The 25,862-nt window shown below is 40.6% G+C and carries 21 protein-coding genes and 2 pseudogenes; 16 read left to right on the forward strand and 7 right to left on the reverse strand.

Annotated features, from left to right (window positions below; translation table 11 throughout):
* Positions 1–55: 55 nt before the first annotated feature.
* The gene (locus NQT69_RS11440) at positions 56–1,576 is read right to left on the reverse strand and encodes an arylsulfatase (protein ID WP_256828069.1); all 1,521 of its coding nucleotides are present in this window, start codon (positions 1,574–1,576) and stop codon (positions 56–58) included.
* A 345-nt stretch (positions 1,577–1,921) separates the two neighbouring features.
* Here NQT69_RS11440 and NQT69_RS11445 point away from each other — a divergent pair, with 345 nt between their 5' ends.
* The 12 genes from NQT69_RS11445 (at position 1,922) to NQT69_RS11500 (ending at position 16,269) form a co-directional block, all read left to right on the forward strand.
* Positions 1,922–4,150: a tetratricopeptide repeat protein gene (locus NQT69_RS11445; protein WP_256828070.1), complete on the forward strand. Its 2,229-nt coding sequence runs from the start codon at positions 1,922–1,924 to the stop codon at positions 4,148–4,150.
* A 10-nt stretch (positions 4,151–4,160) separates the two neighbouring features.
* Positions 4,161–5,153 (forward strand): AAA family ATPase, encoded by a 993-nt coding sequence (locus NQT69_RS11450; protein WP_256827798.1) that lies wholly within the window; start codon positions 4,161–4,163, stop codon positions 5,151–5,153.
* Between the two features lie 10 nt (positions 5,154–5,163).
* Entirely contained in the window at positions 5,164–6,093 is a 930-nt protein-coding gene (locus tag NQT69_RS11455) for a DUF58 domain-containing protein (protein ID WP_256827799.1), read from the forward strand.
* Between the two features lie 2 nt (positions 6,094–6,095).
* Positions 6,096–6,554 (forward strand): DUF4381 domain-containing protein, encoded by a 459-nt coding sequence (locus NQT69_RS11460; RefSeq protein WP_256827800.1) that lies wholly within the window; start codon positions 6,096–6,098, stop codon positions 6,552–6,554.
* Positions 6,551–7,534, forward strand: coding sequence for a VWA domain-containing protein (locus NQT69_RS11465; protein WP_256827801.1), 984 nt, complete (start codon positions 6,551–6,553; stop codon positions 7,532–7,534). Before NQT69_RS11460 ends, NQT69_RS11465 begins: the two co-directional genes overlap by 4 nt.
* The gene (locus NQT69_RS11470; protein ID WP_256827802.1) at positions 7,527–9,125 is read left to right on the forward strand and encodes a vWA domain-containing protein; all 1,599 of its coding nucleotides are present in this window, start codon (positions 7,527–7,529) and stop codon (positions 9,123–9,125) included. The genes NQT69_RS11465 and NQT69_RS11470 overlap by 8 nt, the downstream gene beginning before the upstream one ends.
* A complete protein-coding gene (locus NQT69_RS11475) occupies positions 9,125–10,321 on the forward strand; it encodes a hypothetical protein (protein ID WP_256827803.1) in 1,197 nt (398 codons plus the stop codon). Before NQT69_RS11470 ends, NQT69_RS11475 begins: the two co-directional genes overlap by 1 nt.
* Positions 10,322–10,480: 159 nt before the next feature.
* On the forward strand, positions 10,481–11,266 hold the full coding sequence (locus NQT69_RS11480; protein WP_256827804.1) for a hypothetical protein: 786 nt from the start codon (positions 10,481–10,483) through the stop codon (positions 11,264–11,266).
* Positions 11,267–11,324: 58 nt separating this feature from the next.
* Entirely contained in the window at positions 11,325–12,782 is a 1,458-nt protein-coding gene (locus NQT69_RS11485; RefSeq protein ID WP_256827805.1) for a hypothetical protein, read from the forward strand.
* A 14-nt stretch (positions 12,783–12,796) separates the two neighbouring features.
* Positions 12,797–13,984 (forward strand): BamA/TamA family outer membrane protein, encoded by a 1,188-nt coding sequence (locus tag NQT69_RS11490; protein WP_256827806.1) that lies wholly within the window; start codon positions 12,797–12,799, stop codon positions 13,982–13,984.
* 5 nt (positions 13,985–13,989) lie between these two features.
* Entirely contained in the window at positions 13,990–15,201 is a 1,212-nt protein-coding gene (locus NQT69_RS11495) for a BamA/TamA family outer membrane protein (protein ID WP_256827807.1), read from the forward strand.
* Between the two features lie 75 nt (positions 15,202–15,276).
* Entirely contained in the window at positions 15,277–16,269 is a 993-nt protein-coding gene (locus NQT69_RS11500) for an alpha/beta fold hydrolase (RefSeq protein WP_372823178.1), read from the forward strand.
* A 126-nt stretch (positions 16,270–16,395) separates the two neighbouring features.
* On the opposite strand, the gene NQT69_RS11505 is transcribed toward NQT69_RS11500, so the two are convergent.
* Positions 16,396–16,593, reverse strand: a complete 198-nt coding sequence (locus tag NQT69_RS11505; protein WP_256827809.1) for a CPXCG motif-containing cysteine-rich protein — start codon at positions 16,591–16,593, stop codon at positions 16,396–16,398.
* A 100-nt stretch (positions 16,594–16,693) separates the two neighbouring features.
* A pseudogene (locus NQT69_RS11510) lies at positions 16,694–17,005 on the reverse strand (S41 family peptidase); the annotation flags it as partial.
* On the opposite strand from NQT69_RS11510, the pseudogene NQT69_RS11515 reads away from it, so the two are divergent.
* Positions 17,001–17,339 (forward strand): annotated as a pseudogene (locus NQT69_RS11515) (Na+/H+ antiporter NhaC family protein); the annotation flags it as partial. The pseudogenes NQT69_RS11510 and NQT69_RS11515 overlap by 5 nt on opposite strands.
* A 102-nt stretch (positions 17,340–17,441) precedes the next feature.
* On the opposite strand, the gene NQT69_RS11520 reads toward NQT69_RS11515, so the two are convergent.
* The gene (locus tag NQT69_RS11520; protein WP_256827810.1) at positions 17,442–17,888 is read right to left on the reverse strand and encodes an energy transducer TonB; all 447 of its coding nucleotides are present in this window, start codon (positions 17,886–17,888) and stop codon (positions 17,442–17,444) included.
* A 395-nt stretch (positions 17,889–18,283) separates the two neighbouring features.
* Here NQT69_RS11520 and NQT69_RS11525 point away from each other — a divergent pair, with 395 nt between their 5' ends.
* Positions 18,284–20,464, forward strand: a complete 2,181-nt coding sequence (locus tag NQT69_RS11525) for an OsmC domain/YcaO domain-containing protein (protein ID WP_256827811.1) — start codon at positions 18,284–18,286, stop codon at positions 20,462–20,464.
* A gap of 89 nt (positions 20,465–20,553) precedes the next feature.
* On the opposite strand, the gene NQT69_RS11530 is transcribed toward NQT69_RS11525, so the two are convergent.
* On the reverse strand, positions 20,554–20,970 hold the full coding sequence (locus tag NQT69_RS11530) for a DUF1801 domain-containing protein (RefSeq protein WP_256827812.1): 417 nt from the start codon (positions 20,968–20,970) through the stop codon (positions 20,554–20,556).
* A 105-nt stretch (positions 20,971–21,075) separates the two neighbouring features.
* On the reverse strand, positions 21,076–23,955 hold the full coding sequence (locus NQT69_RS11535; protein ID WP_256827813.1) for an insulinase family protein: 2,880 nt from the start codon (positions 23,953–23,955) through the stop codon (positions 21,076–21,078).
* A gap of 166 nt (positions 23,956–24,121) precedes the next feature.
* On the opposite strand from NQT69_RS11535, the gene NQT69_RS11540 reads away from it, so the two are divergent.
* Positions 24,122–24,541 (forward strand): MAPEG family protein, encoded by a 420-nt coding sequence (locus NQT69_RS11540; RefSeq protein WP_256827814.1) that lies wholly within the window; start codon positions 24,122–24,124, stop codon positions 24,539–24,541.
* A 45-nt stretch (positions 24,542–24,586) separates the two neighbouring features.
* Here NQT69_RS11540 and NQT69_RS11545 read toward each other — a convergent pair whose 3' ends face one another.
* Complete coding sequence (locus NQT69_RS11545) at positions 24,587–25,330, reverse strand: peptidylprolyl isomerase (protein ID WP_256827815.1); 744 nt, start codon at positions 25,328–25,330, stop codon at positions 24,587–24,589.
* A gap of 261 nt (positions 25,331–25,591) precedes the next feature.
* Here NQT69_RS11545 and NQT69_RS11550 point away from each other — a divergent pair, with 261 nt between their 5' ends.
* Positions 25,592–25,789 carry a hypothetical protein gene (locus NQT69_RS11550; RefSeq protein WP_256827816.1) on the forward strand — a complete coding sequence of 66 codons (198 nt, stop codon included), beginning with the start codon at positions 25,592–25,594 and terminating at the stop codon, positions 25,787–25,789.
* The last annotated feature ends 73 nt before the right edge of the window (positions 25,790–25,862 follow it).

Raw genomic sequence — 25,862 nt, forward strand, 5'->3', positions numbered from 1 at the left:
GAAAAAGCCAATTTCAAAATGAAATTGGCTTTAAATATCAAACAAATTAAAGTGATTAGTTACGTGGAACTAATGCATCTAATTCTGCAAGTTTTTTCAATGCATCTTGCTTTCTAAATGTATCGTAGCTGATGTTGCTTGAACTTAAGCTAGAGCCCATTTGGAAAGGATATTCAGGAATCGTTTTTAAGAATTCCATAACTTTCTCTTGTACAGGTACGAATAACCACATAGTGTTTTCAGCATACCATTTTAAGTACATTTCCGACTCAAGCGCACCTTTTTGATACGGGTCTTGACGAAGGTTGATGATCAACGGCCAAGATGGCGTTTCACGTGTTGCAGTATTGATACCACCAGAAAGTGTTGCAAAGTGAATTTTCCAATCATTCCAACGAACAGCGTTTAGCTCACCTGTTGCGCCAAAGTAGTAAATCGTTTCACGTGGTGATTTATCAACTTTACCTTCAAACAATGGTTTCATGTTGTAACCATCTAGGTGTACACGCCATTTTTTACCATTTGCACGGTAACCTTTTTTAAGTTTTTCAACAATATTAGGTTCACCAGCAGCAGCTAAGAAAGTAGGCATCCAGTCTTCTTGAGAAATGATTTCGTTAGAAACAGTACCTGGTTTAACAGTACCAGGCCAACGAACCATCATAGGAACACGGAAACCACCTTCCCATGTAGTCCCTTTCTCACCGTGGAACGGTGTAGTACCACCATCAGGCCATGAAATTGTTTCAGCACCATTATCTGTTGAGTAAACAACAATCGTGTTATCAGCAATTTTTAGCTCGTCTAGTTTATCAAGAAGTACACCAACTGCTTTATCATGCTCAGCCATACCGTCTGGGTATAAGCCTTTACCTGTTACACCAACAGACTCTTCTTTAAGGTGAGTCCAAACGTGCATACGTGTTGCATTCATCCACATGAAGAATGGTTTTTTCTGTTTAACAGCGCGTTCCATAAAATCTAAACCAGCAGCCATAAACTCGTCATCCGCATGTTCCATACGTTTTTTAGTTAATGGACCAGTATCTTCAATTTTACCGTCAGCAGTTGCTTTAAGTACGCCACGAGGACCATACTTTTTACGGAATTCAGGGTCTTTAGGATAGAAATAACCTTCTGGCTCTTCTTCTGCATTTAAGTGGTATAGGTTACCAAAAAATTCATCAAAACCATGGTTAGTAGGTAAATGTTTATCTTGGTCACCCAAGTGATTCTTACCGAACTGGCCTGTCATGTAGCCTTGCTCTTTTAATAAATCACCAATGGTAGGAGACCAATCAGGAATACCGTGATCAGAGCCCGGCATACCAATCGTTAATAGGCCTGTTCTGAACGGATGTTGACCTAAAACGAAAGATGCACGACCAGCAGTACATGACTGTTGTGCATAAGAATCAGTAAACATAGCGCCTTCTTTGGCGATACGGTCGATGTTTGGGGTCTTATAACCCATTATACCGTGGTTGTATGCGCTGATATTGTGAACACCAATATCATCACCCCAAATAACTAAAATATTAGGTTTATCTGCAGCTTGCGCTGAGCCAACCCCCATAGCAAGTGCAGCGACTGCAACAAGCTGTTTGATATTCGATTTTATAGAAATCACCTGTGTACTCCTTGTTATAACCAACGTATTTTTAACGCCTATTTCATAGACTAGTTTAAAGCTATACTATTTCAACTTAATTGCAACGAAAAAATATCATCTGTAATGTAAATATTATCGTATAAAAGGTACAGAGTGTAATTATTTTTTTCAATTACAATCTTGTTATAATCTAGTCTGTTATAAGCTTTACTCAAGTACTGTTGTGCTGGTATAAATAAACTGAAATACTTAATGATGCTGTTCGCGCAAGGATATTTGTAAATGCGATTTCTATATATTGTGACATGGATGTGTTCCTTGTCTTTTTTTCACGATGTTCAAGCAAACGAGCAAACGTGTATTTCTTGCCATAAAGCTGAAGTATTGGATTGGCAACAGTCTGACCATTTTCATGCCATGGAGCCTGCAACAGTAAACACCGTATTGGGTAACTTTGATAACCAAACACTCGACTACCAAGGGCAACAGGCGCGGTTTTTTACTGATAATAAAAAGCTGATTATCAGCATGCCAGATCTGCAGGGGAAATTAACCAACTACCCTGTGCTTTATACTTTTGGCTATCAGCCCTTACAACAATATATGTTTGATATGGGCCAAGGGAAAATTCAACTCTTCCCGTTTGCATGGGACTCACGCACAAAAGAACAAGGCGGGCAACGTTGGTTTGTATTACACCCAGAGCAAAAAAAGCATGATTTATTTCACTGGTCGCAAATGGGCCAAAATTGGAATCACATGTGTGCAGATTGCCACTCAACAGATTTTAAAAAACAATTTGATCTACAAACTAACAGCTTTGACTCTACGTTTACGCAAATGAATGTTGGCTGCCAAGCCTGTCATGGTGATACTCAGCAACATCTCAGCTGGGCCAATGGTGATACTGACATTAAAGACAAAGGCTTCCCGGTCAATATTAGTAAAAAAACACCGTTATTTACTCGCCAAGCTGATGGCAGTATGAAAAGCGCTCAGCCGCTGAAAAGCTCAGAGCAAATACCGGTCTGTGCAACGTGTCATGCAAGGCGCAGCCAAACCGCCGACAGAGCAGACCCGCATGAGTTTTTAAAACAATTTCAACCGTCACTGATCACTCCTGAGCTATACCACGTCGATGGTCAAGTATGGGATGAAGATTATGTATGGGGTTCGTTTGAGCAAAGTAAAATGTTTGCAGCAGGTGTCACTTGTAGCAATTGCCATAACCCACACTCGGGTAAATTAAAATTACCAGGCAACCAAACCTGTACTCAGTGCCATACTAGCGATGTATTTGAAACCCCGAAACATCATGGCCACAAAGTGGATACTGCGGGCAGCCAATGCGTGGATTGTCATATGCCAGCAACAACCTATATGCAAGTCGATGCAAGGCGCGATCATAGCTTTAGAGTACCGCGCCCTGATTTAACCTTAAAAACCCAAGCACCTAATGCATGCAATAGTTGCCACGAAGACAAAACACCTCAATGGGCGGTAAAAAATATTAAGCAATGGCACCCTAACTCAAAACATATGGGGAGCGATCACTTTTCACTGGCCTTTCATGCGGCTGATAACCGGCTACCTAATAGCTCAGCTATGCTAACCAAAATCGCGCAAAATAAAGACTTCCCTGATATTATTCGTGCATCGGCACTGGGCCGTATGGCAAATACCCCAGACAATAATGCGGTTGTGGCGATTGTCAGAGCAGTGAAAGAAGATGAACCATTAAAACGCCAAGCCGCTATAGTCGCTGCGATGCCGTATGAAATATCACAACGCTGGCGCATGCTAAATAGCTTATTAGATGACTCCCGTTTACCTATACGCAGTGAAGCCGCCCGTGCACTTGCTGCGATGCTGATAGAACCATTCCCAGGTGGCTTGAATGAAACAGATACTAAACGACTCACAGATGCATTAAATGAATACAAACAAGTTCAGGCTTACCAAGCAGAGCGCGGGTTTTCCCATACAAACTTGGGTAACTTAGCACTTGAACTTGACCAACCAGAACAAGCACAAGCGCACTATTTAACGGCAATAAAAGTGGAAGATATTTTCATTCCAAGCTATGTTAACTTAGCCGACCTCTATCGTACTCAAGGTGACGAAGTAGCAGCACAAAACATTTTAAAGCAAGGGCTTAAAGTAAATGCTGAAGCGGCTGATTTGCATTACTCTTTAGCTATGAGTTACATTAGAGGAAAAAACAAACAATCTGCATTAGGACATTTACAAAAAGCGGCAGATTTTTCTAATAATAATGCTAATTACAATTACACCTATGCATTACTGTTACAAGACATGGGGCAAATGGAGCGCTCTTTAGATGCACTGAAAAAAGCATTTAGGATCACCCCAAACAACCCAGATATCAGCTATAGTTTGGCGCAAGCGTACTTAGCCAATAAACAGTATGACTTAGCACTGCGTTATGCTAACAATTTAGCGCAATTGGTTCCTGGCAACCAACAGATACAACAATTTATACAACAGATAAAAATGATGCAAAGCCTAAATCAATAAGGATAGTAGAATGGATACTCTTGCACAGATCAAACAATTGCAAACGCAAATGGCCGCCAGCATAATCGGCCAACAAGATGTCATTGAACGCCTTCTAATTGGTATTTTAGCCAATGGTAACTTACTCGTTGAAGGTCTACCTGGGCTTGCCAAAACTCGCGCTATCAAATCTTTAGCTAAAAACATTGATAGCCAATTTAGCCGTATCCAGTTCACGCCCGATTTATTACCTTCTGATATCACCGGCTCCGAAGTCTATTTTCAAACCGACTCAGGTGGCGAGTTTAAGTTTGATCCAGGCCCTATTTTTGCCAACATTGTCCTTGCCGATGAAATCAACCGCGCACCAGCCAAAGTGCAATCAGCACTGCTTGAAGCAATGGAAGAAAGACAAATTACCGTTGCCGGAAAAACCCATAAAATGGACCCTCTGTTTATGGTACTTGCAACTCAAAACCCGGTAGAGCAAGAAGGTACCTACCCTCTTCCTGAAGCACAAATGGACCGTTTTTTAATGCAGGTAAACATTGATTACCCTAGTATTGAAGACGAAGTTGATGTCATAGGTTTAGTGAGACAAGAAGAGCAAGCACTTTATCAACCGCAGAACACTCAGCAAAGCGCCGATGCGCCCTCATCCCGCTTGCCACAACAAATCATTTTTGATGCTCGTAAAGAAATAGCCAATATTGCTGTAAGCCCTGAAATGGCGCGTTATATTGCCGATTTAGTCTATGCCACACGAACGCCTGAAAAATACGATGAAGAGCTTGCGAACTGGCTTGATTTAGGCGCTTCTCCTCGTGCCTCAATTGGTTTAGATAAATGTGCACGTACTCACGCCTGGCTTGCTGGACGTGACCAAGTATTACCAGAAGACATTCGAAGTATCGCTGTTGACGTATTACGCCACCGTATTAGTTTAAGCTACCAAGCCCAAGGCGCAGGTATTAGCAGCCACGATGTGATAGCAAAAATCATTGAGCTTGTTGCCTTGCCATAAGGAGTAAGCTATGGCTATTTCAAATCCCGCAGTGGATAAGCGAATATACTCTGAGTTTAAACAATTAAAGGGCCTGCAAAGTCGTGCCCGAAAACTGAGCTTTCTCCCTAAACAACACAGTAACAGTGTGCTTGCCGGTCGCCACAGCTCGCGTATTCGTGGCCGTGGTTTAAGTTTTGAAGAGCTCAGAGATTACCGCGTCGGCGATGATATTCGTAGTATAGATTGGCGCGTTACCGCACGTACGGGTAAACCCCATGTGCGTATTTATGCCGAAGAAAAAGACCGCAGTGCGTTAATCATTGTTGATCAACGGATCAATATGTTTTTTGGCTCTAAACTTAATATGAAATCAGTGACAGCGGCGGAAGCTGCCGCTATTTGCGCCTACCGTATTTTAGAGCAAGGCGATCGTGTCGGTGGCGTAGTATTTAACGACAGCACCATAAACTCGTTTAAACCCAGCAAAAAGCCACAATCATTAGAGCAATTTATTCATACGCTTAGCCAATTTAATCTGGCCTTAAATTGTGAGTTGGCAGCCCCTGCAATGCAGTTAAATCAACCTTTACAAGCTGCGACTCGGCTCATAAGCCATGATCAAATGATCATTATTATTAGTGATTTTGATCAGGTCGATGAAGCGACTGAGCAATATTTATCGCAGATGGCAGCGCATAATGATGTGATTTTGTGTTTAGTCACCGACAGCATCAACCAAGATTTACCCGAAGACTTAAATCTTAATGTGAGTGACGGACAACAGCAAATAACGCTCGATACCAGTAATAAGAAGCTACACAATAAACTACAAACCACATTTACAGCGCGCACCAATAAAGTAAAAAGCTGGCAACAACAACTGGGGATAACGGTAATCGAATTAGATGCAAGTCAAGATACCTTAAACCAATTTTCAAGCGCATTTGCGGTGGGTTAATTATGGATAATACCGATCTCGAAAACTTAGAGCTATACCAATTAATGGCAGAAATTGAGCCAATTAGCGAGCCCGCGGCCATTTCAATGTGGCCCCAAGGACCCGGCTGGAGCGTACTGCTGGTAAGCTTAATTAGTATTGCAGTCGTTGCGTTTGCCATTTATAAGTATAAGCAATTTAAGCAACGCCATCGCCACTATGCAATTGCGCAAGTCAATGCCTTGAGTGATAACGCCAGTCCATTAGAAATTAGCAGTATTCTAAAGCGTTGCGCATTAAATGATTTTGAACGACAAAAAATAGCCTCGCTCACAGGCTCTGATTGGGCCAACTTTTTAAATTCACATTGCCAAAAGCACACACCCTTTAATGACTTTTATCAACTGGATGGACAACCAGATACCACAGCATTAAAACAACAAGCTGTTATTTGGCTTAGCCATTATAAGGTGCAATTATGATTTTATTTAAGCACCTTTGGGTTTTCTCACTTTTATTTTTACCAATTATACTATTTTGGCTATTGCCCACATTTAAACAAAAATCATCGGCTATTCGTATTCCTTTTTTTGCCCTTGCCGCTGAGGCAATAGGTGCAAAACCAAGTAAAGGAGCAAAAGTAAATCAAAAATCATTACTGACTTGGCTGTTTGCTGGACTTATTTGGATAGCTTTGGTGACTGCACTTGCTCAACCCGTACAGCTAGGAGCCGCAATAAAAACCACCACCGTAAGCCGTGATATTATGCTTGCGATTGATTTATCAGGCTCTATGGACGAACCTGATTTCCCCGTAGAAAACGGTGATACAATTCAACGTTTGCAAGCGGTTAAACAAGTTGTAAGCCAATACATTAGTGACCGAAAAGATGACCGGATTGGTCTTATCGTGTTTGGCACTCAAGCTTATTTACAAGTGCCCTTTACCCAAGATTTAGCCAGTGCCGAGCAATTACTCAATGAAACGCAAGTTGCAATGGCAGGCCCTCATACTGCGATTGGTGATGCAATAGGTTTAGCCTTAAAAACGTTCGAAGCATCAAAAGTAGACGATAAAATTTTAATTTTGCTAACCGATGGCGCCGATACAGGCTCAAGAATGTCACCTCTTAATGCGGCGCAAATCGCTAAACAATCTAATTTGCGGATTTTTACGATTGGCATAGGGGATGAACAAGGCGAAGGTCAATATCGGGTTGACTTTAGTACCCTGAAAAAAATAGCTGATGCCGCAGATGGAGAGTTTTACAAGGCACAAAATAGCCAAGCACTGGCCAACATTTACCAACAAATTGATAAAATAGCAGCGGTTGAAACGCCCCACACGCAAACGCGTAAAGAAACTAGTTTAGTGCATTTACCACTGCTGTTAGCACTTAGCTGCTTGGTACTTATTTTACTGATACAAGTACTGACCCACAAGGAGCAAAGCCATGCTTGATTTTCACTTTTTAAGACCTTGGGTGTTATTACTGCTGATTGTAGTGGTGGCGTTATGTTACTTAATTCGCAAACAGCAAAGTCAAAAGCAACAACAAACAAACGCTATAGCAAGTCACCTTGCGCAAGCTTTAACCCCAAAACAAAGCGTGTTCGATAAAATAAAACCCATTGATTTTACTTTAGTAACAGGGATTTTATTGGCTATCGCCGCAGCTGGCCCTGCTTGGTACAAACAAACCGATAATAAAGACGATAAAGCCCCGCTAATTGTGCTACTTAAGGTAACACAAAGTATGCAAGCGAATGATATTGCCCCAACGCGTTTAATACGCGCAAAACAAAAGTTAACCGATCTGTTTGAGTATCGCGCGGGAGCTAAAACAGCCCTATTTGCCTACGCAAGCTCCAGTCATAACGTACTGCCTTTTACTGAAGATAATCATGTCTTTCAGCCTTTTTTAGCAGCCCTTGCACCAGATATAATGCCGGGCAGCCATGCTATAGGTGCCGACAACCTATCTGCGGCGATGCAACAAGCCCAAGCCCTTTTAGAAAAACAACCCAATGCCAGCATAGTAGTGATAGCCGATGACATTAGCCAAGCTCAAGTGGCTGCGCTTAATAAAATGCAACAAGCTTTCATTTGGTGGCAGTTTGCGACACCAGAAGGTGGCACAATCACAGATGAAAACAATCAATTACTGTCAGATCAGCAAGGGCAAACTCTTATCATCAAGCCCAATAGCAATACACTGGCTTCTCTTAACTCTGCTACTTGGCAAGAGCTCAGTTTAGGGGCGCAAGATATTGTCGCTATTGATGAAATAGCCCAGCAAAGATACCAGCAACAGCTCGACAAAAATAACACTCGTCCATACCAAGATATGGCATGGTATTTCGCATGGCCTGTGTTAATTCTCAGTGCCTTTTGGTTTAGAAAAGGCTGGACATCTATCGCCTCTAAAAAAACAGCTCAACCACTCAATGTAATAGCAATTGGCGTTTTAAGTACGCTTTTAAGTTACAGCCCACCAAGTGCAGCAAGCACCGCTGATTGGTTTTTTACCCGTGATCAACAGGGCATGATGGCGTACAACGATTTAGATTATGCTCGCTCTGCTAGTTTATTTTCAGATCCACAGTGGCAAGCAAAAGCATTATTTGAATCTGGCCGCTATGTAGAAGCCGCCAGTATTTATGGCTCGCTCAGCACTGTGGAAGGTTTTTATAACCGTGCAACGGCATTATTAAAAGCACAAGAGTTTGAAGCCGCCATTGCTGGTTTTAAACAAGTATTAAAACAACAACCCGACCATCAAAATGCACAACGAAATTTAGCCATTGCCCAATACGCCTATGCAGCGGTAATCGCTCAAGCCGGAGGCGTTGATGCTGAACAGAGCATCACAACAGAAGTCGATGGCAACGAGGTCAGCGAAAAACAAAACGGTGAATCACAGGATTATCAAGTAGCCGATACCCTATCTGCAGATGCAAAAGAGCAATGGATGCGCAGTGTTGACTCACAAATGGGTGATTTTTTAAAAAACAAATTTGCCACTGAAGCAAACAATCAAGGAAGAAAATAATGCGCTATTTTTTAATTTTTTTCATTAGTTTGTTCTGCTGTGTAGTCAATGCACAAGAGCCAAAAGTCACTGTTTCTATCACCGAGCAACAGCCGCTTGTAGGCCAAGTGACCACGGTTAAAGTAAAAGTATTGGTGCCTACTTGGTTTTCAAAACCCCTGTATTTTGATGAAGCCGAAGCAATTAATATCATCAATATAAAGGGTAATAAAAGTACTTACCCGACATCTGAGCGGGTTGACGGTGCGACTTGGACTGGGGTTATTAAGGAGTACCCTATTATTGCTATGGCCCAAGGTAAATATGAGCTACAGCTGCCCACTCTTAACATTCACTTTGTTGATGATAGCAACAACCCTGTAAAACGTGCTATTACTGTGCCTAAGGTTGAATTTAATGCCTCCCTGCCAACAAAAGCAGCGTCGTTAAGTCCTGTGATCATTGCTGAGAATATCACCTTAACAGAGCAACTAAAGACACCAGAACAATTGGTGACAGGGCAAAGTATTCATCGTGTGATCACCGCAGAAATAACGACTAGCTCAGCGTTATTTATTCCGCCACTGTTAGCAACACAAAATACCGAGTTAGCGCAAGCCTACCCCGCTTCAGTAACCACAACCGACAAGTTGGATCAGCGAAGTTCAGAACTGTTAGGAACCCGTATTGAACAGCAAGATATCCTGATAAAGCAAGATGGTCAGCTTGAGCTTGCAGCAATTGAGCTGCAATACTACCAGCCCAGTACAGATACAATTAAAACTGCCACTATTGATGGCCAAGTTATCGCTATTAAACCACCCGCGATGACCAGCAAAAGACTCATTTTATGGCTCATAACAGCTGCTATCGCTGTGCTTTTCCTATATTTTCTTATCAAGGTTTTTCAACGTTTGCGACAACGTTATCAACAAACAGAAACTGCGTATTTTAGCGCTCTCAAGCACAGCGCAAAAAGTGATACAAAAACATACTACAGCGCTTATTTACAATGGAGTACTTTGCTTAAAGGTGACATTGGCAAATCTGCTGCTTTATTAAAACAACACCAAGCTGTTGTGATTAGCTTTGAACAAGCTATTTATACTCAAGCTAGTTTACCCGTAAATTTAAAAGAGCAGATAGCCTCATTAAGGGCAAACATTAAGCACAGTAAAAAAGCTAACAGCGAGCAATTATCGCCATTAAACCCTTAACCTTGTATAGTAAAAGGGGTATATAACTGTATCTAACAATTTAAAATGTAACGTTTATTTGTATAGTTTAGTCGCTATGAAGTTTTAAATAAGCCCACATATTTAGCTACCACATTTTTTGTAATGCGGGCTGTTTAAGCCCTTTAAAAGGATTAAATTATGAAATACACACTGCTAAGTTTAGCGATTGCTTTATCAGCACCGACAATCGCTGCTGAAACTAAAGAAGTTCAAGATATGTCTGATCCGCTTGCTATCTATACCCAGGTTGGCGCAGGCGTTACAGATAAAGGAATTAACCTTAAAGTAGGCCAAGCATACGATACTGGCGATAAAACCACTGCAGCTATGAACATCATCGAAGTAAAAGGCATTTTAGGTGATACTCTGGGCTGGCGCAGTGATAGCCAAACGACCAACTCTATCGATTCATTTCGCTTTCGTAATTTTACTACTAAGCTCACAAACGGCACCGCCACACAAATAGATGCAAACTATAGTTTGCGCGGTAACCTCGTTGCTGAAGAAACGATGGACGTATCGTACAGTTTTATAAAAGCCCTACCTCCTAAAGGTAAGTTCTCTTTCTACCCATTGGCTGGGGTCGGTGTATCGGTTGGTGAAAGTGCGATAGAAGATGATGGCTCAATCGATAGCGGCTATTCAACAATGGGGGTCTACGGTTTAATTGGTATGTACTCTAAAGTAGCTATTACTGATCAAATTTGGATTAACTACAACCCATTTTGGTTATCAACCATTGCCGGCTCAGATAACTATAAAGACAATTATTATGGTTTTGATCAAAGCCATATCCTAACTCATGAATTTGCCGTGAGTTATCAAATAAACCCAAGAATGAATCTACGTTATTTTGCTAACTGGAATGAAAATGTAGATTTTTTTGATGGTGATCAACGTATTGAATTTAACTACCAACTTTAAAATTAGCTACCAACACCTCGCTTAGTAAAAAGACTAAGCGAGCACTCAAAGAGTTTTTATGCGTCGGTTATATTCCTATTTAATATCATTAAAATTATTTTGGCTTATTTTAGTGTTGCTTTTAAGCACTGGGTGTTCAACTTTAACTGAGCAACAGCGTTTGGACTCACAACAAAAAATAGCCAATAAACAACAGCAATTACTTGATGCCTTTATCAGTCAACAACCTGCTATAGAGCAAGACTTAAATAATGCTGCTGGGTATATAATCTGCGAAACGAATCGTATGATGATACTCGCCTTAGGCGGGCAAAATGGTTTATGTTTATTAATTGATAAGCAAAAAAATGAGCAAACTGTGCTTGATTTAAATAGTGTTAACTTAGGTGTCGGTCTAGGTGCTAGCCAAACTCAATACTTAATAACCTTTCAGAATGCAGATTTGATTAAGCAAATCAAAGACGGTCATTTTAGCGTCAAATTAAATAACCTAAGTAAAACAAAGCAAACTGCCCCGAGCACAACCCTAGAGTATGAGCACAAAACTAACCTATACTCGCTCAATAAAGAAGGGTCAATCGCCGCGTTAAGTGTCAGTGCAATCACAATCACTAAAAACCAAAGTTTAAACGATGCAAAGTTTGCCGTTAGTAAATTACCAACAAAAATAGCTGAAAGCCAAACAGTTACCGAATGGCCATATGCGCTACCCTTTTTAGCCGATAAAGTCATTGCCAAAGGGTTTGCCCTACCTAAGCCCTATGGTATTGGTTTTACCTATGTTGATGTTCAGCAGCAGATGTCATTAACGCAATTGCTAGTCGGCTTTAATGGCAATGGCACAACGCCATACGAGTTCGTGAGTTTTGATACCCCTATAACCTCCTTAAATACAACACAACTTAAAGCTGACATGTGGCTGTTGCCTTTCTTAAATGTATTTGCCACTGTGGGGAAAGTACAAGGTGACTTGCATGCCGATGTGCTACTTGATGGTAATACCATGCTGAATCAACTAGGTGAAGACTGCCAAAGCTTAATAAAGCCTATTAGTTGTCGTTTATTGCAAGATTCGCTATTCACTTTGCCTATCCGTGCCACGATTGATCCCACCACCTATGGCTTGGGTTTCATTTTAGCTGGTGCGTGGCAAGACTGGTTTTTCGCACTGCCCACCAATATAACGTGGAGCCAATCAAATCGTAATGTACTTGATGGCCAATCACTCACCATCACCCCACGGGCTGGGCGTATTATTCATTTACCCAAATTAGGGCGATTAGCATTGTTTATCGGTGGCAACTATCTAGATAGTCATAATGTGGTCACTGGCAGCTTAACAAGTGAAGGTGGCTTTAGCCTCGATTATCAAGTAAAACAATCCAATGTTAACCGCTGGAACATGGTAACGGGCTTTAACTGGGATATCAGTAGTAGCTTATCACTTAATATAGAATACAATGGTTTCATTAATGATCGCGATGCGATTATTGCTGGATTAACGGTTCGTTATTAACCAAAGGAATTGTAATGGCTAAATATTCAATAACAACTCTGCTCACGGCCAGTTTGTGCCTGTTAAGCAGCCCTCTCGCCCAGGCTGATTTTTTTGATGAGTTTATGATTGATCCAGACGATGGGCAACTCGATGCCAGCCGCTATATATCGCAAACTCCACTTGGCTTTTTACCCGTCCCTTCCATTATTACCGAGCCTGCTGTAGGGACTGGCCTCTCCTTAATGGGGTTGTTTTTTCACGATACCGATAAAAACAAGCAAACTGAGCATACCGATCACGCTTTGTTACCAAAAAGCATTAGTATAATTGGCGCAATGAAAACTGAAAATGGCACATGGGGCACAGGGCTTGGTCACATTGCATTTTGGCAACAAGACACATTAAGGTATCGTGGGTTTGCAGGCTACGCCGACATTAACCTAGATTTTTATTCGTTAGCGGGTCGCGAACTTAATAAACCCATTGCCCTAAACCTAAATGGCCCGGGTATACTACAACAACTCACCAAGCGCATCCCAAACAGCAATTTCTTCGCCGGTGTAAAACAGTTTTATCGCGGTGTCGATATCGCACTGGCGGATCCATTACTGCCTGATATTGATATCAATGGCGAACAGTTGTCTATTTTAGATCAGCAACTAAGTAAAAAAATCACCACATCTGGGCTAGGTGGAGTATTTGAATTTGATAATCGTAACAACCCTTTGAATCCAGAGAAAGGCTTTAATTACCGTGCTGAATACATGCTTTTTGATGATAGTATTGGTAGTGATGTTGAATATCAATCAGCACAAATTAAAGGTTTAAATTACTGGCAGCTCAGCCCTACCACTAACTTTGCTTTTCGCTATCAATACGATGGTGTATATGCAGATGACGATACAAAACTGCCGGTTTACGTATTACCTTTTATTGATTTACGTGGCATTGCAAAATCACGCTACCAAGGCACTGATGTTTTAGTCACAGAGGTAGAGCTCACTTATAAATTGAACCAACGCTGGCGAATTAACGGCTTTACAGGGCTTGGAAAGGCAAGTTATAGTTTCTCTGATATGGGTAGTGCCGACTCACAAACGACAGTAGGTGCAGGCTTTCGCTATTTAATCGCTAAACGCTATGGTTTTACAATGGGTCTAGACATTGCCAAAGGGCCTGAAGAGAGTGCTATTTATATTCAAGCGGGAGCAAGCTGGTAAACTTTATGATGGCCGTTAATAAAAATAATAAATTAAAAACCATACTCAATAAAAATAGCATCACGTTTGCGGTTATTGGTGTACTTATTCAACCTTTTTGCTTTGCCACCAGCTATGACGATCAACTAATAGAGCCAACTAAAAAGCAATTGGATAATCACGCCAGCAACAAGCAAGCAGAGCCGATCTCATTTTTACCGATCCCCACATTTATTACTGAACCAGCCGTTGGGCCGGGCTTAGGAGTGGTTGGTTTATTTTTTCATGGCAATGATAAAAAACCCAAAAAGCCAGTAAAAGAAGGCAGTACCTTGCCACAGAGTATTAGTATTGTGGGCGCATTGGCAACAAAAAATGGCACCAAAGGTGGGGCCGTTGGCCATGTAACTTTTTGGGATGAAGATCGCATTCGTTATCAAGGCATTTTAGGGTATGCCAGTGTTAATTTAGATTTTTATAACCTCTCAGAAATTGATGCCCTTACACCAATCACCCTCAATATTGAAGGCCCGGCACTTTTACAAAATGTAAAAGTGCGCTATGACGATAGCAACTTCTTCTTTGGCGCAAAACAAATGTATCGCCATGTTGAATTAAGCTTAGCGGATAATCCGTTTAACCGCTTGCCCTTACCAGATGGTTTTGTAATTAACCATTTAGATTTAGAGATAAATACTTCTGGCCTCGGCGCAATCATGGAATACGATAGCAGAGACAACCCGCTAGACCCTGAGTTAGGGATAGATTATACAGCTGAATACATGGTTTATGATCAAGCACTCGGCAGCGATATCGATTACTCAAGCCTGAAAATAAAAGCGCTTAACTACTGGGCATTAACTGACAAAAGCAACCTTGCTTTTCGTATTCAATATGACAGTGTAAACAATAAAGAAGAAAAACCGTTACCTGTGTATATTCCGCCGAGTATTCGCTTACGCGGCGTCTCCGCGTCTCGTTATCAAGGACTTAATGTGATGGTGAGTGAACTCGAGGCGAGTTATAAAATTACCGAAAAAATTAAACTAAATGCTTTTACCGGCCTTGGTTGGGCGGCGGATCACTTTTCTGACTTATCAAGCTCCAAAACCATTAATACTTATGGCGCGGGGTTCAGGTATTTAGTTGATAAGCATTATGGGATACGGTTAGGGTTAGACATAGCCAAAGGGCCAGAAGAAAGCGCAATCTACATTCAAGCAGGCTCAACATGGTAGCCACGGCTAACATGTTGAGCCTTAAAATAGCTATTCATTACCACCTTTTACGCTAAGGAGCTCACTGTGTATAAAATAGGGTTGTTAAGTCTTTTATTATTAACCAGTCTCGTCATAAGCGCAGAAACTGATACTAAGCGTTTAAGCTATAACGCTGAATTATCAAACTACAGTTACGATTTCAACGTTAATTTTTTCACCATCGAATCTCAACAGCAAACATTAAAAATGGCCTATATTTATTTACCTGCCAAAGGTGACAAGCCTGTTGTTACGCTCATGCATGGTAAAAACTTTAACGCCCATTATTGGACACCAACCGCGCAGCTTTTACAATCCCTTGGATATGGTGTGCTAATGCCCGATCAAATCGGTTTTGGTAAATCATCAAAGCCAACAGATTACCAATACTCCTTCGCAGCACTTGCTCATCATACTCACGCTTTATTAGAATCACTTAATATTAAAAAGTCGATTGTATTAGGCCACTCAATGGGCGGTATGCTTGCCAGCCGTTTTGCATTGATGCATCCAAACACCACTGAAAAACTTATCCTGATGAACCCAATCGGGCTCGAAAACTACCTTGAATATGTTGATTACAAAGACACTAACTTCTTTTATAAAAGTGAGCTTGCAAAAACACCAGCAGGCGTTAAAAAGTATCAGCAAAAAAATTACTACGATGGTCAATGGAATAGTCAGTTTGAATCTCTCACCCACTTTATAACAGGGCAAATTCAAGGCCCTGATAAAGAACAAATCGCATGGGTAAACGCAAAAACATACGACATGATTTTTACCCAACCGGTAATCACTGAATTTAGCAATTTTAAGATGCCCGTAAAGCTCATTATTGGTACACGTGACAGGACAGGCCCTGGCCGTAATTGGAAAAAACAAGGTATTAACTACGAATTGGGTCGTTACGATAAATTAGGTAAATCAGCCGCAGCGCTTATTTCAAATGCAGAACTATTTGAACTAAACGACTTAGGGCACCTACCGCATATTGAAGACTTTGCACGTTTTAAAAACGTGCTTTTAAAGGCGCTAGAAGATCAGTAACCAAAAGAAGATACAGTAATTATATTTAGCCTCCTTCATTATTAAACTAATCACTCATGTTTAATAATGAAGGCCTAAATACTCTTGTCTGAACAAACACATATACGCTTATGATATTTTCATAATTCAATAACTTTCGTCATCACTAAACACCCTAACCGACAGTTCTTCATCCATTGTTTCAAATACCAAAAAATTAATCGGTTTACAGCACACTTGGCAGTCTTCAATGTATTGTTGATCTATGTCCGCAGGGTCAAGTAATACATCTATATGCTCACCACAATAAGGGCAGGCGATAGTTTTTTCTGTTAATTGATTCATAAATAAAGCTCCTGCCGGTTTTATGTTTGCGAAATACTCCGTCAAAACGTGTTTGAATAAAGTAGCTTGTTGAAGACGCTCACTAAACAAGCAAATACAGTTACTCTAGCAAACTATTAACTTGCTTAAGTAACGCCTCTGTTGTCCATTCAAGTCCATAATATGGAATATCAGGCTGATAATAGAATCCTTTTTCACGGGGCCTGTCTACGTACACTTTATTAGGAATAATCACCTTGCTCAACCCCGAAGGTGTATCGATTAACCTTACTTCCATATAAGTAGAGTCTGAACTACTTGGCGCGCCAAATAGCGCTGTATTTGAAAACAGCTTAAAGGTATCAACAGCATCAAGACAGGCGCTACCACACTGCCCTGGTACAATCACTATCGCTTTATTTTGAAAGTCGCTGAGTCCGTTTATGACCGCAGGCTATTTACCTGCCGTGGTATTTTTAGCAATGGCTATTTTAGCCTTTGCAACGGGTTCAAGCTGGGGAATTTTTGCGGTAACAATTCCAATTGTGATGCCACTTGCCGTCGCGGTTGATGCGAATATACCGCTGGTGATTGGTGCGCTGTTATCAGCCTCATCATTTGGTAGCCAAGCATGTTTTTACTCAGACTCAACCGTCCTTGCAGCCCAAGGCTCAGGCTGTAACTTAATGAGCCACGCCATTACCCAATTGCCGTATACACTCATTGCAGCGGCTTGTGCATTTGTTGGGTTTTTAGTAATAGCGTAGCGAGTTGGTGATACATGACTAAAGCCTCTTTGTGTAAAAATTCTAAGCTAATTTTCACAAAGAGGTTGTGAGGTACCGTGTTTGAGAGGTGAATAAAAAGCGCTAATCACAGTGCTTTGCAAACTCTTCACTATTTTTACTACCTTGCAAATAAAAATCCAGTTGAATAGAAGTCAAAACACTGGTTTTACTCGTGTTCTCAGGAGCTGCTGACCAACGCCATTTTTCCAATGATGCTATAGCATTATCCACAAAAAGATCGTCGGGGTATGAGCTTTTAACATGGTAAATCCCCATTTTACCATCTTCATTGATCCCAACTATTATATCGACACAACCAGATAACCTCTTTTTAGCAGCTAAGGAAGGAAAGTCGGGGTTGACTCTTTTTACAGCTTTCCAATAATTAGAAAGTTTATCCGAATGTTGTTTATCACTCAGATCGACATAATTTGACGATAGTTCAGAAAACGAAGCTGTTGTATTATCATTACTCGAACAACCACCCAATGTTACACCTAGAGCAAGCATCGCAATTTTAGGATTCATCCCTTTTCCTATATTATGTTTGGTATGAGGCATTCATCCTGCCATAACATAAGTTCTGATGCAACTCTTTGTTAATCAGTCAGTTAACAAATATAAAAACTATGCCTCAAAAAATATTAGATCAAACAGATGTCTAAAACAGTAAATCTCTGATGCACTCACATTTAACCATACAGCCACTTTAATTAAGCAAACAAAAATGTGTCACTAACAACTTTAACCTTGCTAACTTTACCCTCGCTAACTTCACTCTTTTAAAAATTAACCGCGACTATTACTTGTATGTACTGCCCTAAAAAGCGGATAATTGCAGCTAAATGAAAATACACTGACGAAGTCTGGCGCAAACATTTAGCAGCCTTACTTATTAGTGCGCATGAAGGTGGACCAACTCAATGGAAATTAAAGTTAATTTTCTCGATAATCTTAGATTAGAAGCTAAGTTTGACGATTTCTCAGTCATTGCGGATCAACCAATCCGTTATAAAGGCGATGGCTCTGCGCCAAGTCCATTTGACTATTTTTTAGCATCATCAGCTTTATGCGCTGCGTACTTTATAAAAGTGTATTGTAATGCCCGTGATATTTCGACCGACGGCATTCGTGTTGCGCAAAATAACATCGTTGACCCGGAAGATCGTTACAACCAAATTTTCCAAATTCAAGTTGAACTCCCTGAAAGCATTTCTGAAAAAGACCGCACTGGCATCTTGCGCTCAGTTGACCGCTGTACGGTTAAACGTGTTATTCAAACTGTGCCTGAATTTAAAATTGACGCGGTAGAAAGCCTAGATAATGACGCACAAGCCATGTTAATGGCAAAGCCTGAAGGCAGTGAGAACACCTTTATTCTTGGTAAAGATTTACCGCTTGAGCAAACTATTGCTGATATGACCGCGATTTTAGCCGACTTAGGCATGAAGATTGAAATTTCATCGTGGCGCAATATTGTGCCAAACGTGTGGTCGTTGCATATTCGTGATGCCGCCTCACCCATGTGTTTTACCAATGGTAAGGGTGCTACTAAAGAAAGTGCATTATGCTCAGCCCTAGGCGAATTTATTGAGCGCTTAAACTGTAACTTTTTCTATAATGACCAATTCCTTGGACAAGAAATTGCCAACAGTGAGTTTGTTCATTACCCAAATGAAAAATGGTTTGCGCTTACCGATGACGACTCCCTGCCAGAAGGCATTTTAGACGATTACACGCTAAGCATTTATAACCCTGAAGATGAACTGTGCGGCTCGCACCTTATCGACACTAACTCAGGCAATATTGAGCGCGGTATTTGCTCTATTCCGTATGTTCGCCAATCTGACGGCGAAACCGTGTATTTTCCGTCAAACTTAATTGAAAACTTATTTTTAAGTAACGGCATGAGTGCGGGTAATAACTTTGCAGAAGCCAAAGTACAATGTTTATCTGAGATTTTTGAGCGCGCGGTTAAGCGCCAAATTATCGAGCAAGAGCTGGTATTGCCTGATGTTCCAGAAGACGTTCTTGCTAAATACCCAGGTATTGTTGCTGGTATTAAAGGTTTAGAAGAGCAAGGCTTTCCAGTTGTGGTAAAAGATGCCTCCCTAGGCGGGCAGTTTCCGGTGATGTGCGTTACCTTAATGAACCCAAAAACCGGCGGAGTATTTGCTTCATTTGGTGCCCACCCAAGTTTTGAAGTCGCCCTTGAGCGCAGCTTAACTGAGCTATTACAAGGTCGCAGCTTTGAAGGCTTAAATGACGTACCAAAGCCCACCTTTAACAGCATGGCCGTGTCAGAGCCTGAAAACTTTGTTGAGCACTTTATTGACTCAACAGGTAAAATTTCATGGCGCTTTTTCAGTGCGAAGCACGATTATGAGTTTGTTGAATGGGACTTCTCTGGCACGAACGAAGAAGAAACCGCAAGCTTGTTCGGTATTTTAAAAGACTTAGGTAAAGAAGCTTATATTGCTGAGTTTTCAGATCTTGGCACGGCGTGTCGTATTTTAGTGCCTGATTACTCTGAAGTTTACCCTGTTGAAGATTTAATTTGGGATAACACCAACAAAGCCCTTAAATACCGTGAAGACATTTTAAACTTACACAGCTTAGATGAAGATCAGCTTGCCGATTTAGTTGAGCGCCTAGAAGACAGCCAGCTTGATAACTACATCGACATTATTACCCTAATTGGTGTTGAGTTTGACGAAAACACCGTTTGGGGCCAGTTAACGATTCTTGAACTTAAGCTGTTAATTTATTTAGCACTGGGTGATTTAGAAGCGACGATGGAACTGGTTGAAACCTTCTTACAATTTAACGATAACACCGTTGAACGCGGGTTGTTCTATCAAGCAATGCACGCAACGCTAGAAGTCGCACTAAGTGATGACATTGAGATTGAAGACTACATTCACAGCTTTACCCGCATGTTTGGCCAAGAAGTAATGGATGCCGTGGTCGGCTCTATCAATGGCGATGTAGTGTTTTATGGTTTAACACCTACCAACATGCAACTTAAAGGGTTAGAGCGTCATCAGCGTTTGATCGATAGCTATAAAAAACTACACGCCGCACGCGCTGCCAGAGCTAAATAAGTATTGTCAGCGCGAGGTGAATTTTCGCTTTCAAGATTTTAGTAGGCGTGATTTTATATCGCGCTTTTGCTCTTTATACCGCGCATAAACTAAGCACCTAGCAATGACAGGTGCTTTATTTTTTTGTAGCGCAGTGCCAAAGAGATACAATGAGCAAGTTCCTTGTTCGGCAATGCTTGATCAAGCTCAAATACCAATGCACGATTACCTTGATAGACAAAGATATCGCCGTACAACTCTTTGAATGTCTCCACCAGCTTAGTATTACAATTAAAGTAAATATAAAAATGCTGCGGTGCTTTGTCTTTATAATCAAACCGAATTGTCGAACCTATTTTTGAGATATAACTCGGCTCCCCCCACTTTAGTGTTTCTTCAAGTTCCGTAATACCATCTTGCTCGGCAACATCTAATATCAGCTCTCTAACTTGATTTAAAACAACAACTGCCGCTGCTGGATAGGTAGAGAACTTTCGTTTGACGCTTGCATCCATTTTTTTGCTCATAACATAGATCTTTATAATCCCACTGGCTCACAAAAAAGCCCAAGCATATTAATTGCTTGGGCTTTAATTTAAGTGATTAAACTAAGACCTGCTTATATTTAGAAGTTACTTTTGCAATTTAATACCATCAAAGTGCACTTGTAAGTCAGTCACTAAAGTTTGCTTAGGTAAATCTGCAAACGCTTTGTCAGCAAACTTACTACCACGCAGTTGCACGTTTAAACGCGCGGCTTGTGGGTTTAGCATGGTTTGTTTGTAGTAGTCTTTAATATCCGCGAGGGTGACTTTTTCTACTTCTGCAATTAACTTTTCTTTAGAGTCAAAATCAAAGTTTTCACGATACCAATCACTAATTAACGGCCCCATTTCATCACTTAAATTTTTAGGTTGCTCCTTAAGTGAAACCAGAGTAGCATTTTTAAGTTGAGCAAAGGTTTCTTCGCTCATGTTATCAAGCTCTACTGCATATTGCTTTTTAAACTCGTCAAAACGTGCTTGCATGTCTTTCGGCCCTTTCACAGGCGTTTGAATAAACAAACCAATTGCGGAGTAATCTTCAATTGGGCGGGCAAGCGCGCCTACTGCATAAGCCAGTTGCTCTTCTGTACGCATTTTATCAAACGCAATTGTTCTGAAGTGATCTTGCAACACTTGTGCTTGTGCTTTTTGCTTATAACCTGCCACAGGGTGTACGGTCATATCAATAATTGCCACATCTGCTACATCAATGTCTTTTTGCAGCACGATGGTTTCACCCGCTTGAGGTAACCATGCTTTACTACGTGCAAACGTGGTTGATTGGTGGTTCTTTGGTAATACATCGCTCAGCTCTGCCGCAATCGCCTCAACATCTTGCTGATTGTAATTACCGAAGGTAAACACACGTAGCTCGTTATTGCTGAATGTATGCTGCTTAAGTTGCTCAAAATCAGCAAGAGTGATTGCTTTTGCCGTTTTGATCAATTCATCCGTATCAAAGCTGCCGGTTCTGATAAGTTTTGAGTATTCATCAAACGCTTGGTAGAAAGGAAATTGCTTTTGCTTATTAAGTAAGCCACGTTGGAAGCGATCTAGCGCTTGCGCTAAACCTTGCTCTGTTGTTTGTACATTAATTGACTCAAGTGCTTGCGCAAGCAATTCGTCTTGTTTATCTGTAAAACCACTTAATGACAAAGTTAAACCATTGCTAGCTTCTAAGCCAACGCTCATACCTGCAACAGCGGCTTCGGTGCTTAATTTACTTTGTTGTAGGTTATATAAATCAGCCCATACCGAATAAAGTACTTTCGCTTTAATATCAGTTAATGCGTCAGGTGTATTTAAATAAACTTCAACTAAGCCTTTTGGCTGCTCTGCAAAGTTTTGACTTGCTTGTCGCCATACTTTTACGCCATTTTTATCATAAACAAGTTGCGGGTGTTTTTGCTGCTCAAACTCAGCAGTTTTAATAGCAAAGCTTTCTGGTAATAAACGGTTTACCGTAGGAAGTGCAAGATCAAACTCACTTGGTTTACTCCAGCTTGCAACTTCGGTTTCACTAATATCTTCAATGCGGTATTTACCGTCATAAAAATGCAGTTGTGAATCGGTTTCTTCTTGTTTAGACGTATACCAAATGCGCAATGTGTCAGCATTTAGTTGCTCAAGCACTCGGTTAATTGCATCTGCGTCAAATTTTGCATAATGATACGGTGCATTAATAGCATGGTTTACTGGGTATTCTTGCATACTGCCAGCAAGGTTACTGACATAGCCAAACTCATCACCTTTCTCTAAGAACTGGAATTGATTATTTAACGATGTACGAATTTCATTAAAGTACTTACTATCAACCCCTTCTTTTTTAATAAGATCAATATACTGCATTATTGTTGCAACTATTGTCTCGCGATTTTTCATGCCCTCGTCAGTTAGCTGAATATCAACCGTTAAAGCGCCATAATTACCGTAGTGTGTAGGAGAGCCATTTGCTGAAAGTTGCGACACCCAGCCCTTATCACGTAGTATTTGTGCCGGGCTGCCCTGCATTTCATTGCTTAATAAATAAGCCACAAAACGGTTAGGTTTAACAGCAAACTCATCACTGTTATCGGTGATCGTAAAATCAAGTTGAAGCTGCTTTACATCTTCGTTCGGTGAGTAATGGACACGTTTGCCACCGACGTTTTCAAAGTCTAACTTTTTAGTGACCGTTGGCTTTTCGATTTTTTTATCTTCAATATCTGCAAAGTACTTTTGTGCTTTTGCTTCCATTTCACTTAATGGCAAGTTCGAAATCATCGCCACTTTCATAATATTAGACGAATAGTATTTATTATAAAAATCAACAGTTTCTTTATGTAATGAACTGCCTTCTTTATCACCAAGCGTTTCAAGATTACCAATTAGAAAACGGTTTGCAGGGTGATCGCCCATCATTTTACGGGCCAATTTAAACTGGCCAAAAAAGTCCATCTCACGGCGCATTGACCACTCAGCATTCACTGCATTTTTCTCTTTATCTGTGTATTCAGGGTAAAGCTTTGGAGATTTAAAGAAGTCAGCAAAACGGTCAAGTGCTTCATCGTATGCGTCATTATTGACTTTAAACATGTAGTTGGTGATATCAAGCCAGGTATAAGCGTTATGCGCGCCACCATTTTTGGTCATAAAGTCAGAGTAACCCTTTGTGTCTGGGTAACGCTCAGTGCCTAAAAACAACATATGCTCTAAATAGTGCGCCATACCCTGTTGGCTCATTGGATCATGTAACAAGCCTACGCCTACGCTCAGCGCCGCGGCCGATTTTTCAGCACTCGGATCTGACACTAAAATAACCTCTATCTCGTTAGCTAATTTTAATGTTTTATATTCGCGGCTATCGTTTGGGCTTATAACTAAGGTATCTGATAATAATGAGGTTTGCTGTTGAACTGGCGTAGTGGTTGTACCACAACCCGTTAATACTGCAAGTGCGATTGCGCTCAGGGTAATAATTTTTTTCATACGAGGTTAATCCATCAATTTATTTTTAGTTTTAATCATCGGTAAATATCAAAATGCTTGCAATGATTTTCCTATATACTTTGTAACACATTGTAAATTACAAAAACAAACTGATATTCTGATTAATACATTCACTTAGCAACAATGATGAACAAAGAGGTTTGAAATGGAAAAATATTTACTGTTAGCAATGTTTGTGCAAGTCCTGCTTACATTTACGGTTATGGTAGTTATGGGTCGTCGCCGCTTCGCTGCTGCAAAAAATAAAACAATTTCTCTAGATGATTTTGCAACAATGAAGTTAGACAATGCAGGTGATAAAGTACGTGTAGCTGATAGAAATTTTGTCAATCAGTTTGAGATACCGGTGTTATTTTTTGTTGCAAGCCTTGCTGCAATGCAAGTGAATGCAGTGGGTTACTTATTTACTGTGATAGCATGGGGCTTTGTTGTTTCACGCATCGTGCATACACTTATTCACATTGGTGCTAATAACTTGAAATCGCGCTATTACTGCTTTTTAGTGGGCTGCTTACTCGTACTAGCGATGTGGGTTTTGGTGATGCTTCGCGTATTTGGCATTTAAAAAGAATTAGGATCGCTATCACACTGATAGCAATCCTAAAACACTTTATAATTTACCGCGGCGCTTCATACCTAATAATAGTAAAGGCAACGCAAACCAGCCCATACTACCACTTGAATCACTATCAATAGGCTCTGAAGTTGTATCATCATTAATTAGCGTATTTTCTTTAGGTGATAAGTTAACTGAAGAGTTAGGATCGTCATCTACCACAACCGCACTATTAATAGATACTAAGTTAGCAGCAGTAATCACTGTATCGGCATCAGCACACTGCTCTGTGGTAATGTTGACAACCGGAATATCACCACAATGAACTAACTCTGCAATCGCATCTATTACCTCATAACTATCTTCAGTGATTTGCCCAAATACAGTAAAGCCCCCGTTTTGTACATCCAAATTAGCGCTGTTATCTTTTAAGTTAAAAAACCACTGACTAGTAGCGCTATTTTCATTACTGCCTAGTTTAGCCATCGCAATTGTGCCTTTAACATTAGATAATGCGGGCTCATTGATTACAGCAGGCTGTGTCTCTATGGCTTCAAAGTCATCGGTGAAAGTAAAGCCACCCCCTTGGATCACAAAGTCTTCTACAGAGCGATGAATAACGGTTTGATTATATGATTCATTGACAACATAACTTAAAAAGTTCTCTACTGTTTTAGGTGTATGTTGGTCAAACAAATTGATGGTAATTGTGCCTTGCGAAGTATGCATTTCTACAACGCTCGCATGAGTAGTAAAAGATAAAGCGGCGAGGGCGCTGGCTAATAATAGTTTTTTCATAAATTTTCGTTCCACGATTATGTTGTTGTTATGTGAATTTATTGAAAATAATAAATGAGTTGGTTGATAATTACGATAGCTTCAACGTGCTTTACACAAAACACACCAAAATAATTACAATTCGATTACAACCACTTACATTCAGCGCTTATTCGCTGACGTTATAGAAGCACATTATTTAAAACTAAACGATCTCAATTAGCGATTTGTATTTTGTTACCATGAATTAGACAATAAAAACACACAATAGGATTAACCGTCATGGCACAGAGCAATGAACATATTTGCGACTTTGGCTTGCATCAAGGCCAATCGTATACCCAACTCCCAGCGAGCTTTTTAAATTGGATGGTGGGCAGCAATCATGAAAAATCGGCACTAGCAGAACAAGAATTACAACGTAGGCAACTAGCCGCAACGGGTCAATTACCTCAGCAAGATGAGAGGAAAATAGAATAATTACGTTATTTTGCAATAAAACTAGTTTAAACTATGCGCTTAATAAATAGCACAGTACTGACAACACGGGTCA

Origin of the sequence: Pseudoalteromonas shioyasakiensis (assembly GCF_024518675.1) — a bacterium.
GTDB classification, from domain to species: domain Bacteria; phylum Pseudomonadota; class Gammaproteobacteria; order Enterobacterales; family Alteromonadaceae; genus Pseudoalteromonas; species Pseudoalteromonas shioyasakiensis_B.

Excerpts from the sequence above, each read along its gene's own strand:
- NQT69_RS11440 (WP_256828069.1), bottom strand. The coding sequence starts at position 1,576 with ATGGGGGTTGGCTCAGCGCAAGCTGCAGATAAACCTAATATTTTAGTT.
- NQT69_RS11445 (WP_256828070.1), top strand. The coding sequence starts at position 1,922 with ATGTGTTCCTTGTCTTTTTTTCACGATGTTCAAGCAAACGAGCAAACG.
- NQT69_RS11450 (WP_256827798.1), top strand. The coding sequence starts at position 4,161 with ATGGATACTCTTGCACAGATCAAACAATTGCAAACGCAAATGGCCGCC.
- NQT69_RS11455 (WP_256827799.1), top strand. The coding sequence starts at position 5,164 with ATGGCTATTTCAAATCCCGCAGTGGATAAGCGAATATACTCTGAGTTT.
- NQT69_RS11460 (WP_256827800.1), top strand. The coding sequence starts at position 6,096 with ATGGATAATACCGATCTCGAAAACTTAGAGCTATACCAATTAATGGCA.
- NQT69_RS11465 (WP_256827801.1), top strand. The coding sequence starts at position 6,551 with ATGATTTTATTTAAGCACCTTTGGGTTTTCTCACTTTTATTTTTACCA.
- NQT69_RS11470 (WP_256827802.1), top strand. The coding sequence starts at position 7,527 with ATGCTTGATTTTCACTTTTTAAGACCTTGGGTGTTATTACTGCTGATT.
- NQT69_RS11475 (WP_256827803.1), top strand. The coding sequence starts at position 9,125 with ATGCGCTATTTTTTAATTTTTTTCATTAGTTTGTTCTGCTGTGTAGTC.
- NQT69_RS11480 (WP_256827804.1), top strand. The coding sequence starts at position 10,481 with ATGAAATACACACTGCTAAGTTTAGCGATTGCTTTATCAGCACCGACA.
- NQT69_RS11485 (WP_256827805.1), top strand. The coding sequence starts at position 11,325 with ATGCGTCGGTTATATTCCTATTTAATATCATTAAAATTATTTTGGCTT.
- NQT69_RS11490 (WP_256827806.1), top strand. The coding sequence starts at position 12,797 with ATGGCTAAATATTCAATAACAACTCTGCTCACGGCCAGTTTGTGCCTG.
- NQT69_RS11495 (WP_256827807.1), top strand. The coding sequence starts at position 13,990 with ATGATGGCCGTTAATAAAAATAATAAATTAAAAACCATACTCAATAAA.
- NQT69_RS11505 (WP_256827809.1), bottom strand. The coding sequence starts at position 16,593 with ATGAATCAATTAACAGAAAAAACTATCGCCTGCCCTTATTGTGGTGAG.
- NQT69_RS11520 (WP_256827810.1), bottom strand. The coding sequence starts at position 17,888 with ATGAATCCTAAAATTGCGATGCTTGCTCTAGGTGTAACATTGGGTGGT.
- NQT69_RS11525 (WP_256827811.1), top strand. The coding sequence starts at position 18,284 with ATGGAAATTAAAGTTAATTTTCTCGATAATCTTAGATTAGAAGCTAAG.
- NQT69_RS11530 (WP_256827812.1), bottom strand. The coding sequence starts at position 20,970 with ATGAGCAAAAAAATGGATGCAAGCGTCAAACGAAAGTTCTCTACCTAT.
- NQT69_RS11535 (WP_256827813.1), bottom strand. The coding sequence starts at position 23,955 with ATGAAAAAAATTATTACCCTGAGCGCAATCGCACTTGCAGTATTAACG.
- NQT69_RS11540 (WP_256827814.1), top strand. The coding sequence starts at position 24,122 with ATGGAAAAATATTTACTGTTAGCAATGTTTGTGCAAGTCCTGCTTACA.
- NQT69_RS11545 (WP_256827815.1), bottom strand. The coding sequence starts at position 25,330 with ATGAAAAAACTATTATTAGCCAGCGCCCTCGCCGCTTTATCTTTTACT.
- NQT69_RS11550 (WP_256827816.1), top strand. The coding sequence starts at position 25,592 with ATGGCACAGAGCAATGAACATATTTGCGACTTTGGCTTGCATCAAGGC.